A 17,403-nucleotide genomic window follows, 5' to 3' on the forward strand; every position below is an offset into this window, starting at 1 on the left:
ACCGTTTTGGTCGGATAGCATTAACACAGTTCCTGCTGGAGAGATCAATTCAATATCTAAATCTCCATCGAAGGTATGGGTAATATCTAACGTCACAGTATCGATTGCATAATCAGTCCCTAATACGCCAGACTCTGCTACGGTTGCAGTAGATTCTGTTGGTGGTAGGTTCTCGTCAATAGCAGCTGGTAATCCATCACCACATTCGTTGATAGGTGAACCTCCAGCTCCAAAGGATACGGTATATCCGCACGCTTCATCTACGCTTAATAGTAAATCGGATGCGTTTACTGTTACGGTACCTGTTGTTCCGTCAAGGATAGCATCATACGGAGCAGCGGTTACGTTGTGTGTGTAGTGGATTGCCCAACTGTTAAACACACCATCATCAAAGGCTGGGAACGCATCTTCTACCGTCATCGTCCAAGTTCCTAAGGTACTCTCACCGTCAAAGGCAGAAAGTGGGTTGTTAGGAATGAAACTACCATTAATGGTTGGTGTTCCAGCAGCACACTCATCTTCTACAGGAGTGGCAGCTTCATCGTCAAGCGTTGCTACAATATTATCACCAGCACATCCATCTGGAGGAGCGGTAATATCCCCTGGTCTATCTATGATGGTTACCATAGTTCCCGAAGGTGACTCTAGGGTTACAATAACATCACCCACCCAAGTGTGAGATATGTTTACATCTACATTTAAATCGGTAATGATAAAGTCATCGGTAACATCTATGGTACTAGTTACCACAGTTGGAGCGGCTCCAAAAGGTAATCCTGGACTCGCACTTGCCGAATCGGTTACAGGTGCAGGTTCTCCAATACACTGCAATACAGGCGCAATGATATCTTGAACTGTTACTTCTGTTTCACAAGTGGAAGTGTTTCCATTCACATCGGTCACCACTACTGTAAAGGTATTAGCCCCAACATTGGCACATGTTAAATCGATGCTTGGTACCGTAGCAGGTGCTAGCGAAGCAAATGTAATACAGTAGTTATTAAGCACTCCACTGTCTCCTCCTGCATCATCAAAGATATTTAGGGTCCAGTTTCCGTTAACAGGTTCTCCTGCAAAAAATGCATTCATTGGGCCTCCTTCTGGCTGGAAGGTTCCTGTAAATGGCGCAGTTCCTGTAGTTATACTTGGGAAACCATCCATAAATACTGTGTTGGTATAGTTATCACCAGCACCACCATTATCACTCGACAGGTCTAATACAAGACCGTTGGGAGAGGTTAAGGTAATATCTAGGTCGGCATCAAAAGTGTGGGTTAGGTCTAAATCTACTCTATCGATAGCATAGTCAACACCTACAGTTCCTACGGTAGTTACCACCGCTGGAGAAGGATTCATAGCTCCTGGTCCTGTTCCAGTGGCTGGAATAGGAAGCCCATTGGGTCCACACTCGGTTACATCAGCCGCATTTGGATCTTCAAATGCTATAGATGCAACACCGCAGTTATCGTTTGCACTCAATAGTACTTCAGCAATGGTAAGGTTGTAATCTCCATTGGCGTCCAATGCTACGGTAACATCTTGACACGCTACTACTGGAGCTTCGTTGTCTACTACTGTAATATCAAAATCACAAGATACTGTATTACCATCGCTATCGGTTACTTCCATAGTTACTGTGGTAGTGCCCACAGGGAAAAAGCTTCCGCTAGGAGGTGTGGCAATAATATTGGCGGAGATATCTCCATCTTCAGCATCGATAGCCGTACCAGAGAAATTCATCACCGCACCACATTGTCCTGGATCGTTGTTAATAGTAATGTCTGATGGACATGCTATTAAAGGTGCAGATCCAATGATGATTCCACTTATGTTTAAATCGAATACCCCATTGCTGGTACTAAACCCATGTACCATAATATAGTAATTGGAAGACCCATCGGTAGTAAAGTTTACAGTACTCTGTAACCCACCCGACGGACACGAAAAGTCATCATCATTACCCCCTACACACACTAGGGCACCACATACCCCACGATAAACCGATATTTTAGTATCGTAGTTGGTATTGGGCGAACAGGTAGTAGCTGTTACATTCATTCCTGAGTTGGAAATATCATCGAACATATACCACACATCTGGTGCTGTTTGTGCCGCAGTACCACAAAAGGCTCCTGGTGCATCTATAGAACCAAAAGTAGTATAGCCATTGTAGGTTCCATTATCTACCACAATTGCATTGGCACATAGGTCGTTTGGTGGAGGTCCTGAGGCACGAATGGTCATGGCAAAGTTATTGGGCAATCCAAAGTTACGCGTACAACCATTATTAGAGGTAGCACTTCCACAACGTGTTACAAATCCGTTACCGGTTTCTCCCACTGGCATAGCGCCTACCACAGGAGTCTCCCCCAGTACCCAAAACACATCATTACGGCTTGCAGTAAGCATTACGGTAATGGTGTTATCCACTTCAGTAGATACGTTTACAGGCGCTGGAAAGGTAAGTGTACGTTGATATAAAAACCCTAGTGTACCTGGTGTAATGGCTTGCGTAAAGGTAGAACCGGGAACTAAGATACCCGGACCAGAACCACATGGACCTGTCGCCCCACTGGTAGGGCAGGCTGTATATACACGAACGGTTAAGTTGTAAGGTGCCGCCGAAGCAAGGTTAAAGAGGTCTACAGTAATGCTAGTAAGTTGCCTTTCGGTGCCTGCTAATAAAATAGCATCTCCCATAGAATGGTTAGGGCCTCCCGTTGTAGTGGTAATTTCTGCTCCTGTGGTGCTGAGATGGGTTGTGTTATAAATAACAGCATTCAATGCCCGGTTTTGTCCAGGATCTTGATATGAAGATGCATCTATACCACGTGCCGTAGCATAGCGATCCTTTTGTGCATTCACTTGCCAAAAAAAGCTTGTAACAAGTAACACAAAAAACAAAAAAGTAGTTTTTTTCATAGAGTTAATTAGGTTTAAAATTTCAATCAAATGTAGCTGAAAAAACAATCCGTAGTTAAAAAGCAAATAACAATTTTTAGTGTGATTAAAAGGCTCGTAAATGCTCATATTTCAGTAGTTTAGAGGGTGTGAAAATGGGTTTTTCTTCTCCTCTATTTGCTTGTTTTTTTGAAAAAATAATCTAGCGACTAGGTAGGTTTATATTTTTATAAATTAATTGCTTATGAGCACTCCCCTTCCAACTATCTATTTCTAAAATAAACTTGTCCCGAACAAACTACCTCCTTAGGTTAAATTATTATAAACCTATCTATATTCCATTTCTTTTTACACTAATTTAGCTTCATAATAAAACACTCCCCGCATATGTTTTTAAGGCTCCCTAAAATTGTTACCTCTTTACCCAGCGCCATCATTATTACCACCGTTGCCATCATAGGCATTACAGGCCTCGATTATCTTACTGGAGCAGAACTATCCTTTTCAATATTTTACCTTATACCCCTATCACTTTTTGCCCTTTATCACAAATCGGGCAAAACTAGTATTGTACTATTTTCAATACTAGCAGGAATTGGTTGGTTTCTTGTAGATAGTCAAACCAAAGTGTATACATCTGCCTTTTACCCCATTTGGAATGCCTTTGTGCGCTTTACCATCTTTAGTTCGTTTGGGCTTTTACTTTATTTCTATAAAATGCGCCAACTAGCTTCTCACGAAAAAAACAAACAATTAAACCTAGTTAATACCGAAAAAAACAAATTCCTTGGTATGGCGGCACATGACTTGCGTAATCCCATTAATGGTATAAACACAATCACCAATATGCTGCTGCAAGATCCCGAATACCAAATTACACCTCCTACTAAACAAATGCTGGAGCTTGTAAACCAGTTAAGCAACAATATGCTATCTCTTATTAAAAACCTACTAGATGTTTCAAAAATAGAATCGGGGCATATTACGCTGGAAAAGAAATCGTTGGATTATGTCGCTTTTATTTCAGAAAAAATTACGGTGCATAACCTTCTAGCCAAAAGGAAACACATCAACATTGTATTGGAAACACAAAAGCCTTCGCTTAGGGCTACCTTCGACCCCAATTATATTGCCGAAGTACTAGAAAACCTTCTTTCCAATGCCGTAAAGTATGCACCCAACCATACCTCAGTGACCGTACGTGTTTTTGAAGACCCAAACACCATCACTACCCAAGTGATAGATGAAGGCCCAGGCATATCGCCAGCAGAGCAACAACGGTTGTTTCGTTATTTCCAAACCGCTAGCAGCCAGCCTACCGCCGGGGAAGTCACCACTGGCCTAGGGCTTGCCATTGCCAAAAAAGTAATCACCGCACACCAAGGCACCATTGGCGTAACCAGTGAACTGGGACATGGCGCTACGTTTTACTATTGTTTTCCGAAGGGGGATTAAAGGGGTGTCCGGGATTGTCATGCTTCTTCCCGTCCTCTGTCTTAAGTCTTACGTCCTACGTCTTACAGTCTTAAGTCCTACCATCTTGACTCTTGGCTCCAGAATCTCATTACTCCACCACCAACGCCTTCCGAAGTACCGTCACAGGATGCACTGCCTCCCGCCCAGTCCCATCCTTAATCTGATGGCGGCAACTGGTACCATTGGCGACAATCACCACGTCTTCTCCAGCCTTCCGAACCGCAGGCAATAGCTTAAGTTCCCCTATTTGCATACTCACCGCATAGTGTTCCTGTTCATAGCCAAAGCTCCCTGCCATTCCGCAACAACCCGAGGGGATCAAGGTGGGTTTATAGTTGAGCGGTAGGTTTAAGATATCGAAGGTGACCTTTTGGGTGCTTAAGGCCTTTTGGTGGCAGTGTACGTGTACTTTAAGGGTTAAGGGATCTTGCGTAAAGTGTTGCGGTCCTATTCTACCCGCTTGGGCTTCGGCAGCAAGGAACTCCTCTATCAACAAGGTATGCTTGGCAATATGGGTGGCAGCCTCCACATCACTGGCAAGCCGCACATACTCATCCCGAAAGCCTAAAATAGCCGAGGGTTCTATCCCTACTAATGGGGTGTCATTTGAGACTTGGTGCTGTAGATGGGCAATATTGGCATCGATGGTTTGTTTGGCTTCCTTTAAAAAGCCCTTGCTTAATAGTGCTCTGGCACTATCCAAACTGGTGATTAACCCTACATCGTAGCCCAATCCTGATAGTAATTGGAAGGCGTCTTTAGCAAGGTCTGCCTCTAGGTAGTTACTAAACTCATCTACAAACAGTACTACACTTCTATTTTGTTTAACTCCTTGATACTGCTTATGTTCAAATCCTTTATCGAAAGTTTTGATTGAAAGTAATGGCAGCGATCGTTGCGGGGCAATACCGCTGTATTTCTTTATAATGCTGCTGCTTATGGGGTTCCTAAAAAGGAAGTTAGCGAGTCTAGGATATTTGGATGCCTGTTGAGTGTACAAGCTACTTTTTCCTAAGAGCTTGGTGGCACGCGAAGGCTTTTTGCGTAGGTGCTGCTGAAATAATACCTCCATCTTAGCGGTTGCCATATCCACATTACTTGGGCACTCCGTAGCACAGGCCTTACAGCCCACACACAAATCGAAGGCCTCCTGAACGGCGGGAGCAGTATAATCAAAAGCACTCGGCTCCTGACTTAGTAATTCACGTAAGACGTTGGCGCGTCCGCGGGTGGTGTCCTTTTCGTTTCGGGTGGCGTGGTAGCTAGGGCACAACATCCCATGGCTGTGTTCGGTTTTACGGCAGTCGCCGCTCCCATTGCACTTTTCGGCAAGACGTAGGAGTCCGCCGGAGTCGGAGAAGTTAAGGAAGGTTTTTTTCTCGACTTGCTTTTTACTAGGCACTTCGACAGGCTCAGTGTGACTTAAAGCATAGGAAGTACGCAGGCTTTCGTCCATTGGCCAGGCATCGGTAATCTTGCCAGGGTTAAAGATGTTCTGGGGGTCAAAGGTGTGTTTAATTTGCTGTAGTAAGGCAAAGTTGGCTTCGCCTATCTGTCCTTTTAGGAATTCGGCACGTACAATCCCATCCCCATGCTCTCCTGAAAAGGAACCTTGGTAATGCTTTACCAGTGATGCCACGGCAGTGGTGATTTCCCTAAACAGAGCAACATCTTCTTTTTTCTTTAGATTTAATATAGGGCGAAGGTGTAACTCACCTGCGCCAGCATGGGCATAATACACCGCCTCCTGCCCAAATTTCTTCATTAAGGCGCTAAACTCCTTGATATAGGCGGGTAAGTCTTCTAGGGCAACGGCGGTATCTTCTATACACGCCACCGCCTTTCGGTCTCCTACCATATTGCCTAACAACCCGAGTCCTGCCTTGCGAAGTTCCAGCGCCAAGGTGATTTCCTCGCCGCGTAACACGGTTTGGGTATCGCTTAAGCCACTTTGGGTAAGGTTTTGTTGTAGGGCTTGTATTTGTGTTTCAAGTCCTTCTGGGGTGGTATCACGCAATTCTAGGAGTAACACCGCCTTAGGTGTCCCTTGGATAAAGAATCGGTACGGGAGATAGGTTTTGTTGTTCTTGGTACAATCTAAGATGACATCGTCCATCAACTCACAGGTATAGAGGTTGTGCCTCATAGCTACCACTACATCATTCATACAGGCATCTAGGGTGTTGTATTGGGTGGCTATCATAGCCGTATGCGCTGGCGGAAGGTCGTCAAGTTGTACGGTGATTTCTGTAGTAAAGGTTAGTGTACCCTCGCTTCCGCAAAGGAGTTTACACAAATTGAACGGTTGATTACTCTCTGTAGAAAATGCTTCACTGTCTAACAAGGTATCGACGGCATAACCTGTATTGCGACGGTGAATGCTTGGCTTAGGAAACTCTTTCCGAATTTCTTGTTGAATGTTTTCTTCTGAAAGTTTACTGTACAACTCCTTGTATAGTTGCCCTTCTAGTGTGGGGAGTTTCAGTTTGTTTTGTAGGGTTTCCGAAGTGATTTCAGAAAAGGTCACCACTTCCCCATTAGATAAGACCGTTTCTAACGACAGTACTTTATCTCTAGTAACCCCGTACTGAATGGAGGTAGTTCCACTACTATTGTTACCCACCATACCGCCTATCATACACCGATTGCTGGTGGAAGTGTTAGGCCCGAAGAAGAGTCCGTAGGGCTCTAGATAGGTATTCAATTCATCCCGAATGACGCCCGGTTGCACGGTAACGGTTTTCTTTTGGGTATCTACCGAAAGGATTTGGGTAAAGTATTTGGAAACATCCACCACAATCCCCTCGCCTACACATTGTCCGGCCAGCGAAGTACCTGCGGTTCTAGGAATAAGAGACGTTTTGTTTTCTGAAGCAAACTTAATGAGTTGCTGGATGCCTTCTTTGTTCTTCGGAAAGGCTACTGCCAAAGGCAGCTTTCGATACACCGAAGCATCGGTAGCATATAATTGTTTATAGAGGGTATCATAAAACAGATCTCCTTCAAATTCTTTTGCAAAAGCAGCTAATAGGTCATTCATATCCTTACTGGTAAAAGTAAAAAACACTTTTAACATCTTTAACAAAAGATTGGATAAAACCGTTTTTATCTTAGTACAACATTAACTAAAAGTAAATACTTGTCGTTGTACATTTGTCTAAACTATTAAACAATCTATATTATGAAGAAAATCATTTTTGCTGTAATAGCTATGATAGCTATTACTTTTACGGCACAATCACAAACCATATCCAAAAATGCTATTGGACTACGTTTAGGCGACAGTGACGGTTTTGGAACCGAAGTGAGTTACCAGCGAGCTGTGGGTGATAACAATCGATTAGAGATTGATTTAGGGTGGCGTTCAAACAGTAATTTTGATGCTTATCGAATCACAGGTCTATACCAATGGGTTTGGAATATAGACGGAGGTTTTAACTGGTATGCAGGTGTTGGGGGTGGTGTGGCACAGGTAAACTTCGATGATGATTTTGGAGATTTTGACGACGACACTGAAACCTATTTGTATGGCGCAGGAGATATTGGTATAGAATACAATTTTGATATTCCGTTGCTTATCTCTTTAGACTTTAGACCTGAATTTGGTTTTGGTCAATTTAATGATGATTTAGATTTAGATATCGCATTAGGATTACGTTATCAGTTTTAATTGCCCCCGGAATTATACTACTAAACCCTGCTTTTGAGCGGGGTTTTTTTGTTTATGATACGGAAGCCACAGACAATGCCTTTTCGTAAACGGCTTCATACAAGGGAACAATGTTATCGGTTTGAAACTTAGTAGCCGATTCCTTAGCTCGCTTTTTGAATTGTTTTAGGGTGTCTTCATCTTTAAGAATGGCTAAAGCGTGTGCTGCCATACCTTCTACGTCCCCTATTTCATTTAAATAACCGCTTATTCCATGTTCGTTTACCTCTGGCAACCCACCTGTATTAGTGGACACCACAGGAACACCACTTGCCATAGCTTCTAGAGCGGATAACCCGAAGCTTTCCTTTTCAGAAGGCAATAAAAATAAGTCGGTGAAGCAGAGAATCTTATTTACCTCGTCACTGTTTCCTAGGAAGAGTACTTTGTCTGCAATCCCTAATTTGTGGCAAAGTGCTTCAGCCCCTTCCTTTTCAGGACCTTCCCCTACCATAATCAATTTTGAAGGAATGGACTGTTGTATTTTGTAAAATACTGCTATCACGTCCATAATGCGTTTTACGGGCCGAAGATTACTAACATGGGTAATGATTCGCTCATTCTCTTGTGCCATCATTCCGCGTTGGCAGTCTGTAAATGTATTGGTATGCTTTTCCAAATCGATGAAGTTGGGTACTACATCAATCTCTCTTTGTACATCGAAAAGTCGTAAGGTATCGTTCTTTAAGCTTTCAGAAACGGAAGTCACAGCATCACTTTTATTAATACTGAACGTTACAGCTGGTTTATAGAAGGGATGGTTTCCTACTAGCGTGATATCGGTACCGTGAAGGGTAGTAACCATTGGAATTTTAATGCCAACTTCTTCTAACATCTTTTTTGCCATATAGCCTGCATACGCGTGTGGAATGGCATAATGTACATGCAAAAGGTCTAATTTGTGTTCGCGAACTACATTGACTAATTTACTAGATAGGGCTAATTCGTAGGGTTGGTATTGGAATAATGGATATTGTGGAACCACCACTTCGTGAAAGTGAATATGATGTGATAGTAATTCCAGCTTTACGGGTTGTTTGTAAGTAATAAAATGAACTTCGTACCCTTTATCTGCTAAAGCAATACCTAGCTCCGTCGCTACTACACCACTACCTCCAAAGGTAGGATAACAAACCATTCCTATTTTCATATTAGTATCTATTTGTCGTCAATGGCTTGGTATATTGCCTCTTGAATTCGGCTACGCAAGTCACTGCTAATTAACATTCTATTATCTGCAGAGGGATACGTCCTATTCGACAGAAACACATACACAATTTCTTGTTCTGGGTCTGCCCAAGTAAAGGTTCCTGTAAACCCACTATGTCCAAAACTGGTTAACGAAACACAGCCACAGGTAGGACCACTCTCTCCTAGTTGGGGTTTGTCGAATCCTACGCCTCTCCTTACATTATTTTCACAAAAATAACAGGTGTTAAAGGCGTCGATAGTTTCGGGTTTAATGTAGCGCTTTCCCCCGTAAAACCCTTTCCAAAGGTACATTTGCATAATCTTTGCGACGTCATTAGCATTTCCAAAAAGTCCTGCGTGGCCACTTACTCCACCAAGCATAGCGGCTCCTTGGTCGTGTACATAGCCGTGTACTTTTTGCATTCTAAATATATTATCTTCTTCGGTGGGAACAATATCTCCTAATGAGAATTTTTCGGAAGGTAGATACGTGGTATAATTGGCCCCTAATTGTTCATAGAAGTCTCTCTGTACCAAATCTTCCAGTTGACCTCCAAAGAATTCTTCCAGGTATTTCTTTAGAATATAATACGGTAAATCGCTGTATTTATAGCCCTTTCTACTTCTAAGGTCGCTATTTTTAATTCTGGCAAAGATACTATCTGTGTAGTCTTTCCGCATATACATATCGTTAGCCACTTTTACCGTAAAATCTCCGTCTTCTGTTCTAGAATAATACTCCAAGGATGGCCCACCTGATACAGTATCAAGTGTTTTAGTATAAAAAGGAATCCAAGCTTGTAAGCGAGCGTAATGCGAGAGCATATACTTGAGTGTAATGTTTTTTTTATTTGAGTTTTTATACTCTGGAAGCATTTCGGACAGCTTGGTGTCCATGGTAATAAGATTTCGATCATACAGCTCCATTACTAGTGGAAGTGTTGCTAAAATTTTAGTCATAGAAGCGAGATCATAAACATCATCATCATCCACCTTGTATAGCTTTTCTTGTGTGTGATACCCAAAGTTTTTGCTATAGACAATCTTACCCTTTCTAGCTACTAAAACTTGTGCTCCTGGGTACATTCCAGACCAATAACCATGTTGCGCCAAAGTATCAATTTTCTTAAGCTTTTCACTATTTAATCCTACACTTTCAGGTGTCCCGTATTGTAGTCTTTGAAGCGATTGCGTTTTTACAGAGGTGTTAACGGGAAAGTCTTCCCCTAATGATACAGGTAGTATTCCTTTTCCTTCTCTAGCACCAAAAATAAGCTGCGCAGATAATTGCTGTGCTACTTCACTGTTTTGATAAGAAATGATAATACCTTCAAAATTGGCGGTGGTTTTAATATCTAATAAAGCATAAGGACGCGTAAATATATCTAGGATTACTTTATTGGTTCTTGCGATTTCATACATCCAAACCAGTTCTTTCTCATCTATCTTGTAGGGTTTCCAGGGGTGATCATTGGATTTATGAAATCCCATGATAACGTAATCATACTTATCTAGCTTATCAATGTAACTATCTAAACTATTAGCTTTTACCCAATCTACCTTAGTGTATTTATTTAAATATTTTAGGAAGGTGTCACCAGAATCATCGCCAAAGTTCACGTAGGCGATTTTTGTTTTTTGAAGTTTATTAATAGGCAAAATATTCTTCTTGTTTTTAATTACCGTAATAGCACTTTCCATAGCTTTCTCATATAACATATCATCCTCTGGCGTATGTAAATCTTCTATAAGGTTCTCTATCGCAATGGGCTTATATTTATGTAGGCCTGCTTTGTATTTTGCCATTAATATTTTCTTTACTGAATGCTGTAAGCGTTCTTCAGTAATGGTTCCTTCGGCATAGGCTTTCATTAAAAGCAGTTGGGATTTTGGTACATCTTCCGAAATTAACAACACATCGTTTCCTGCTAAAAAAGCTGCCAAATCAATTTCACCAGGCTCTTTGAAGTTTGCAGCGCCTTCCATATTAAGGGCATCGGTAAAAATAAGTCCATTGAAACCTAGTTCCTTGGTAAGTAAATCGGTAACAATATCCTTTGAAATGGATGATGGATAGCCACTTTCTGAAATTAATTCAGGGATATTTAAATGGGCAATCATTACACTGCTTAGTCCTTTGTCGATAAGAAATTTATAAGGATAAAGCTCTAACGAATCCATTCTTGCCTTGGTAAAAGGTAGTGTTGGCAGGGATTTGTGGGAGTCGGTATCGGTATCCCCATGACCCGGAAAGTGCTTGGCATTTGCCATCACCCCAGCACTTTGCATTCCTTCCATAAAGGCCAATGCCTTTTGGGTAACGTTTTCTCTGTCTTCCCCAAAAGAGCGGTTTCCAATAATGGGATTGTTAGGGTTGGTATTGATATCTACAACAGGTGCAAAGTTAAAATGTACTCCCAATCGTTTACAGTGGTCTCCTATACGCTTTCCTACCTGTCTAACAATATTATTGTCCTTAATAGCTCCTAGTGTCATATTCCAAGGATAGGCAAACGTAGAATCCAACCTCATAGCAAGTCCCCACTCTGCATCCATTCCAATTAATAAAGGGGTTGTGGCAAGTTCTTGAAATTCATTATTTAGCCTTGCTTGACGAATAGGACCTCCCTTAGAGAAAATAATCCCCCCTATTTTATTTTCAGAAATGAGCGCTTTAACCTTATCTGTTTTTTCTTTAGGGTCGCTTGAAAATACATCTACCATAAACAGCTGTCCAACCTTCTCTTGAAGAGACATACTAGCATATACGCTATCTACCCATTTTTGCTGCTTTTCTTTATTTTTTTCAACCAAAAGGGGTTGGCTTTGCTGCGCAAAGATGATGGTTGAAAACAATACCAAGAATGAGGTTATAAAATGACGATTCATAAAAATGTAGATAACAAAAACTATGCTAAAAAACGACTATGCCAACTATCTTTCGCAGGAACTTCCCAATGCTCTAAATATTCTGCTTTTGTATTTACTAAATTATTGAAAACGATGGTGTTTTTTGAAACGGAACGATTCTTAGCCATTTGTTTAAAATCTAATAATGGCTTGTACGCTATATACTCTCCATGATAAAATGTAACATTCATTTTATCAAGCAAATCTACTCCTAACTGCTTTTGAAGAGACTGAATAAAGTGAACGGAAGCATCAATACTACATCCCGATGCAGAAGCATTTTCTTGATTAAGACCAATGACGATAAAGCGATTGTATTTAATTTCAAATCCAGCTTCTAAATCGGCTCCGTGAGCTGTCCAAGCCTCTAAAAAAGTAGCAGTTTGTTGATGTATAAAATCGACTTCTTCATCGGATAGCTTTCTATTAGCTTGGTATATCCAAATACGAGAGTCGTCTGGTAAGTTTTCAAAATTTGTGAGCATAATTATAAATCTGCAGCATTGGCAATCATTTCGGCTATATCCATCACTTGAATGGACGCTTCTTTTTCTTTGGCTTTTACACCATCTGTTATCATCGTATTACAAAAAGGACATCCTGCAGCAATAATGGAGGGTTGTGTTTCAATAGCCTCTTCAGTACGTTCTACGTTTATGTCTTTGTTTCCTTTTTCGGGTTCTTTAAACATTTGTGCTCCTCCCGCTCCGCAACAGAGTCCGCGCGTTTTGCAACGCTTCATTTCTACTAGCTCTACCTCTAATTTTTGAAGTAATTCGCGCGGCGCTTCATATTCATTATTCGCACGGCCTAAATAACAAGGATCGTGAAACGTAATTCGTTTTCCTTTAAACTTTCCACCTTCAACCTTTAGTCTTCCTTCATTCATTAGGCTTTTTAAGAATTGGGTGTGGTGCATGACTTCATAGTTTCCACCTAAGTCAGGATATTCATTTTTAAGGGTATTGAAACAATGCGGACACGTAGTTACTATTTTTTTTATTTCATAACCATCCAGCACTTGTATGTTCATCATCGCCTGCATCTGGAACAAAAACTCATTTCCCGCACGCTTGGCTGGATCACCCGTGCAACTTTCTTCCGTTCCTAACACAGCAAAGTCTACACCAGCGTTGTTTAATAATTTTGCAAAGGCTTTGGTTATTTTCTTTGCACGATCATCAAAACTACCAGCGCAACCTACCCAAAATAATACTTCGGGTTGTTTGCCTTGCGCCATGTATTCGGCCATTGTAGGGACTTTAAGTGCTTCACTCATGACTTAATCTTTAAATACTTGTATGGTCACTTCCTTATCTACCAAATCTGTAAACTTTCCTTTGTAACGTGTTGCTTTCACTAAATGGTTATCAATCCAATGATAGTTTCCTCCACGCGGTTTCCCCATAAGCAACGAGTGGTATTTGAAACCATGCTTAGCAAGATACGTTTCTGTAACTTCCCTATGATCTTCGGTGCGGGAAGTGAAAAAGCAAATTACATGACCTTCATCATACCACTTATTCAATGTCGCTAAGGCATCTGGATATACTTCGGCAGTTGCCATACGCTCAGGTTCTTCATTTGGGATGTCATCGCAAATGGTTCCGTCTATATCGATTAAGTAATTTTTAATTCCTATGGGCAATACTGGACTTACGTGTTCCCCAGCTTCTACTTTGTCGTGTAATAATTTCTCAACTTCGTCTTTGTTCATCTTCGTCTTTTCAATATTTATTTAAGATTCATTTATCCAATTTGCTCTGTCCATTTGATTAAATGGCCAAGGAGCTGCATTGTTTTCTATATTAGTCATCGTAATATTCAATTCGTTGGGTGCTGCCGACTGTTCCATGACTAAATACTGTCTCATGGACATAATGATTGACAAGGGGTCAATACTCACTGGGCAAGCTTCCACACAAGCATTACAGGTGGTGCACGCCCATAACTCTTCTCTAGAAATATAATCGTCTAGCAATTGTTTCCCATCTGGTTGAAACTCCACATTCTTGTCTACGTTTTTACCTACCTCTTCAAGACGATCACGAGTATCCATCATAATCTTACGCGGAGATAATTTCTTTCCAGTTTGGTTGGCTGGACATTCACTAGTACAACGACCACATTCGGTACAGGTATATGCATTAAGCAATTGCGTAGTAGTTAAATCCATGACATCACTAGCACCAAACTTAGCAGGTGTTTCTGCTCCCTCTGGGGGTGCCGCATAGGGGTCTGCTGAAGGATCCATCATTAATTTCACCTCATTTGTAACCGATTCTAGATTGGTAAATTTTCCTTTTGGCGTAACACTTCCGAAATACACATTAGGGAATGCTAAAATGATGTGTAAATGTTTACTGAAGTACAAATAGTTTAAGAAAATCAAAATACCCACAATATGTAACCACCAAGCGACTCGTTCAATAATATAAAGGGTGCTTTCAGGAGTAACACTCATCCATCCTGCAATATATTTTGAAACAATGTTCCCATTATTCATTTCCTGAAAATGCACATCGGTAGCATTCATAATTAGGAATAGGGTCATTAATACCATTTCAAAATACAGAATAAAGTTTCCATCATTTTTTGGCCAGCCTTTCATTTCTGGATTCCAAAAGCGCTTTAGTCTAATTATATTTCGACGAATCCAGAACACGATGACCGAAACGAATACAAGTACTGCTAATATTTCGAACGAAGCAATTAAAAACCCGTAGAAACTTCCCAAAGAAGAGAAAATACGGTGTGTACCAAAGATTCCATCGATGATAATTTCTAGCACTTCAATATTGATGATGATAAACCCTAGATAGACAATTAAATGCAACAATCCAGGGATGGGTCGCACGACCATTTTAGATTGCCCAAGTGCAATTCTTATAACATTATTCCATCGTTGCCCTTTGTTATCTGAAGCATCAACCGCTTGGCCTAGCTTAATGTTTCGGATTATTTTTCGAATATTTTTTGTGAAATATCCAATCCCAAAAATCAAGATTACTAAAAAGAGTATATTAGGAATATATTGCATTATTTTTCTGGGTCTTTAGGCGGGTCGTACTCTTTTCCTTTTTTTCCGAATAATGAAAAATGTACATAACGCTTAGGGTTCAACTTCATATCTTGAAGAAGTTGCTCTAGTTGTTTCGAAGCCCCTTCTAAATTATCATACAATTTTTCGTCCTTTAATAATTTACCTACACTTCCTTCACCGCTTTCAATTTGAGATGCAATAGCGTTAAACTTACTAATGGTATTCTCTAAGTCTTTCATCATTTTCCCTGTTTCAATTTGCGCTAGTGAATCAGAAAAGCGAGCAAAATTTTCGGTGGTTTTATCAAGGTTTGTAAAAGTATTGCTTAGCTTGTCTTTGTTTGTTGCCAATAGAGAATTCATATTGGAAGCTGCCCCATTAAAGGCTGTCATGGTTGAGTTTAACTTTGCAATGCTTTCTCTAAGGTTTGCTTTTGTTGTATCATCAAGGATTTGGTCAAGACCTGTTAAAACTGAGTCTAGGTTTTTTAATGTAGACAATAAACTTTTTTCGATAGGATCAAATTTTTCAAGGATTCCGTCTACCATTCCAGCATCTACTTGTCCTTTCAATGTATCGTTGGGTTGCGCCAAATCATTTGAAGTATAGTCTGGAATGATTCCTAAATTATTTCCTCCAATAAAACTGCTACTATATATTTTAACCAAACTTGTTTTAGAAAAACGAAAATCTTTTTCTATTATAAACTCAACAATTACTTCGCCTCCTTTGTTTGAGGCTAAGTAAATATCTTTTACTTTCCCCACCTTCATTCCGTTAACCGTAACAGGTGCTGCGGGAGCTAACCCACCCACATTTTTATACTTTACAAAATAAACTTTGGGTTTATTAAATAATTCTGTTCCCTTCAAAAAATTATATCCCAGTATGAAGAGTAATATGGATACAATTGCAAAAATTCCTGTTTTTACTTCTCTTGAGAGCTTCAAATGATTGATTTTTTTATGAATGACAAATTTAGAAATAAATATGCTAAGCTTGGGCTAAATTTTAAACTTTGGCAAAATTGATTTATTGATCTTCCTTTTTTAAAATTTTAGATAATTTCTCCTTTTTTCCATCTTTAAACGCTACTATAAAACTTGATGGATACCCTTTCTCTTGCGCAAAGGTTTTCATAAGTTGAATCTTATTATAATCGGATGTTTCTCCATAATAATATTTATATAGTCCATCTTCTTTGTTTCTACTCACTTCTTCCAAACCTTTAAAATTGTATGGTTTGGGATCTATCTTTTTACTACTAGCCGCTAGTTGTACTTTAAAAGTAACACCCTCGTATATTTTTTCCTCAGTGGTATTAATGGCCTCTGTTATTTCTTCTTGGGTTATCACTGGATTTTGAGCATCGTTTGTGGCGAGGGCAATATTTTTACGATAGGTAATAATTCCGTTAGCTATTTCCTGAGCCATTTCCTTCCTTCCTTTTTTCGAATTGACATAAGAACCTTCTGTATTATGTGTTAAAAAACCCAATTCAATTAACACACTAGGCATATAAGAACTGTGTAGCACCCAAAAAGGCCCAGACTTTACGCTTCTATCCTTTCTATTCAGTTTATTCACAAAATTATTCTGGATAAGCCCAGCCAACATAATACTTTGATCAAGGTATTCTTCCTGCATGAGGGATAATCCAATTAAAGATTCTGGGGAATTAGGATTAAACCCTGCATACTTTTCTTCGTAATTGTCTTCTAGAAAAATTACTTCGTTTTCTTTTTTGGCGGTTTCAAGGTTTTTCCCAGATTTATCCACTCCCATCACAAAGGTTTCGGCACCATTTGCCTGTGTGTGATGTGAGTTGCAATGTATCGAGACAAATACATCGGCATCTGCTCTATTAGCTATTGGACCACGCTCATACAATTCGATAAACACATCTGTTTTTCTTGTATAAATAACTTTAAACCCAGGTTCCTTTTCTAATAAAGCGCCCACTTGTAACACTACATCCAAAACAATGTCTTTTTCTACATACCCATTTCCCTTATTGCCTGGGTCTTTTCCTCCATGACCAGCATCTAAAACAACGATAAAGGGTTTTTGAGGTGGATTATTGTTAACTTTAAAAGAATAAATGATAAAGATTCCTAAAAAAAGTAAGAATGTATATAATAGTTTCGTTTTCATGTGTTTAATAACGGTAGGT

The 17,403-nt window shown here is 40.2% G+C and carries 12 protein-coding genes; 2 read left to right on the forward strand and 10 right to left on the reverse strand.

Annotated features, from left to right (window positions below; genetic code table 11):
- Positions 1-2,922: proprotein convertase P-domain-containing protein (locus tag KXJ69_RS07150; RefSeq protein ID WP_255571282.1), on the reverse strand; the 2,922-nt coding region annotated here is incomplete at its 3' end.
- Between the two features lie 366 nt (positions 2,923-3,288).
- On the opposite strand from KXJ69_RS07150, the gene KXJ69_RS07155 reads away from it, so the two are divergent.
- Entirely contained in the window at positions 3,289-4,356 is a 1,068-nt protein-coding gene (locus KXJ69_RS07155) for a sensor histidine kinase (RefSeq protein ID WP_219052328.1), read from the forward strand.
- A 109-nt stretch (positions 4,357-4,465) separates the two neighbouring features.
- Here KXJ69_RS07155 and KXJ69_RS07160 read toward each other — a convergent pair whose 3' ends face one another.
- Positions 4,466-7,417: an FAD-binding and (Fe-S)-binding domain-containing protein gene (locus tag KXJ69_RS07160; RefSeq protein ID WP_219052329.1), complete on the reverse strand. Its 2,952-nt coding sequence runs from the start codon at positions 7,415-7,417 to the stop codon at positions 4,466-4,468.
- 141 nt (positions 7,418-7,558) lie between these two features.
- On the opposite strand from KXJ69_RS07160, the gene KXJ69_RS07165 reads away from it, so the two are divergent.
- Positions 7,559-8,047 (forward strand): hypothetical protein, encoded by a 489-nt coding sequence (locus KXJ69_RS07165; RefSeq protein WP_219052330.1) that lies wholly within the window; start codon positions 7,559-7,561, stop codon positions 8,045-8,047.
- 52 nt (positions 8,048-8,099) lie between these two features.
- Here the strand turns inward: KXJ69_RS07165 and bshA are convergent, their stop codons facing one another.
- From bshA to KXJ69_RS07205, 8 genes are all read right to left on the reverse strand, one after another.
- Entirely contained in the window at positions 8,100-9,236 is a 1,137-nt protein-coding gene (gene bshA, locus KXJ69_RS07170) for an N-acetyl-alpha-D-glucosaminyl L-malate synthase BshA (RefSeq protein WP_219052331.1), read from the reverse strand.
- An 8-nt stretch (positions 9,237-9,244) separates the two neighbouring features.
- Positions 9,245-12,166, reverse strand: coding sequence for a serine hydrolase domain-containing protein (locus tag KXJ69_RS07175; protein WP_219052332.1), 2,922 nt, complete (start codon positions 12,164-12,166; stop codon positions 9,245-9,247).
- A 20-nt stretch (positions 12,167-12,186) separates the two neighbouring features.
- Positions 12,187-12,672 (reverse strand): ABC transporter ATPase, encoded by a 486-nt coding sequence (locus KXJ69_RS07180; protein ID WP_219052333.1) that lies wholly within the window; start codon positions 12,670-12,672, stop codon positions 12,187-12,189.
- Between the two features lie 2 nt (positions 12,673-12,674).
- Positions 12,675-13,466: a (Fe-S)-binding protein gene (locus KXJ69_RS07185; protein WP_219052334.1), complete on the reverse strand. Its 792-nt coding sequence runs from the start codon at positions 13,464-13,466 to the stop codon at positions 12,675-12,677.
- A gap of 3 nt (positions 13,467-13,469) precedes the next feature.
- The gene (locus tag KXJ69_RS07190) at positions 13,470-13,904 is read right to left on the reverse strand and encodes an LNS2 domain-containing protein (RefSeq protein WP_219052335.1); all 435 of its coding nucleotides are present in this window, start codon (positions 13,902-13,904) and stop codon (positions 13,470-13,472) included.
- 21 nt (positions 13,905-13,925) lie between these two features.
- Positions 13,926-15,227: a 4Fe-4S dicluster domain-containing protein gene (locus KXJ69_RS07195; protein ID WP_219052336.1), complete on the reverse strand. Its 1,302-nt coding sequence runs from the start codon at positions 15,225-15,227 to the stop codon at positions 13,926-13,928.
- On the reverse strand, positions 15,227-16,180 hold the full coding sequence (locus tag KXJ69_RS07200; RefSeq protein WP_219052337.1) for an MlaD family protein: 954 nt from the start codon (positions 16,178-16,180) through the stop codon (positions 15,227-15,229). The genes KXJ69_RS07195 and KXJ69_RS07200 overlap by 1 nt, the downstream gene beginning before the upstream one ends.
- Positions 16,181-16,262: 82 nt before the next feature.
- Complete coding sequence (locus KXJ69_RS07205) at positions 16,263-17,384, reverse strand: N-acetylmuramoyl-L-alanine amidase family protein (RefSeq protein WP_219052338.1); 1,122 nt, start codon at positions 17,382-17,384, stop codon at positions 16,263-16,265.
- Positions 17,385-17,403 lie beyond the last annotated feature (19 nt).

The organism is Halomarinibacterium sedimenti, assembly GCF_019312585.1.
GTDB lineage: Bacteria > Bacteroidota > Bacteroidia > Flavobacteriales > Flavobacteriaceae > Halomarinibacterium > Halomarinibacterium sedimenti.

Bases quoted from the DNA above. Each gene is read 5' to 3' on its own strand.
- KXJ69_RS07155 (WP_219052328.1), top strand. From the start codon at position 3,289: ATGTTTTTAAGGCTCCCTAAAATTGTTACCTCTTTACCCAGCGCCATC.
- KXJ69_RS07185 (WP_219052334.1), bottom strand. From the start codon at position 13,466: ATGAGTGAAGCACTTAAAGTCCCTACAATGGCCGAATACATGGCGCAA.
- bshA (WP_219052331.1), bottom strand. From the start codon at position 9,236: ATGAAAATAGGAATGGTTTGTTATCCTACCTTTGGAGGTAGTGGTGTA.
- KXJ69_RS07180 (WP_219052333.1), bottom strand. From the start codon at position 12,672: ATGCTCACAAATTTTGAAAACTTACCAGACGACTCTCGTATTTGGATA.
- KXJ69_RS07195 (WP_219052336.1), bottom strand. From the start codon at position 15,227: ATGCAATATATTCCTAATATACTCTTTTTAGTAATCTTGATTTTTGGG.
- KXJ69_RS07160 (WP_219052329.1), bottom strand. From the start codon at position 7,417: ATGAATGACCTATTAGCTGCTTTTGCAAAAGAATTTGAAGGAGATCTG.
- KXJ69_RS07190 (WP_219052335.1), bottom strand. From the start codon at position 13,904: ATGAACAAAGACGAAGTTGAGAAATTATTACACGACAAAGTAGAAGCT.
- KXJ69_RS07205 (WP_219052338.1), bottom strand. From the start codon at position 17,384: ATGAAAACGAAACTATTATATACATTCTTACTTTTTTTAGGAATCTTT.
- KXJ69_RS07165 (WP_219052330.1), top strand. From the start codon at position 7,559: ATGAAGAAAATCATTTTTGCTGTAATAGCTATGATAGCTATTACTTTT.
- KXJ69_RS07175 (WP_219052332.1), bottom strand. From the start codon at position 12,166: ATGAATCGTCATTTTATAACCTCATTCTTGGTATTGTTTTCAACCATC.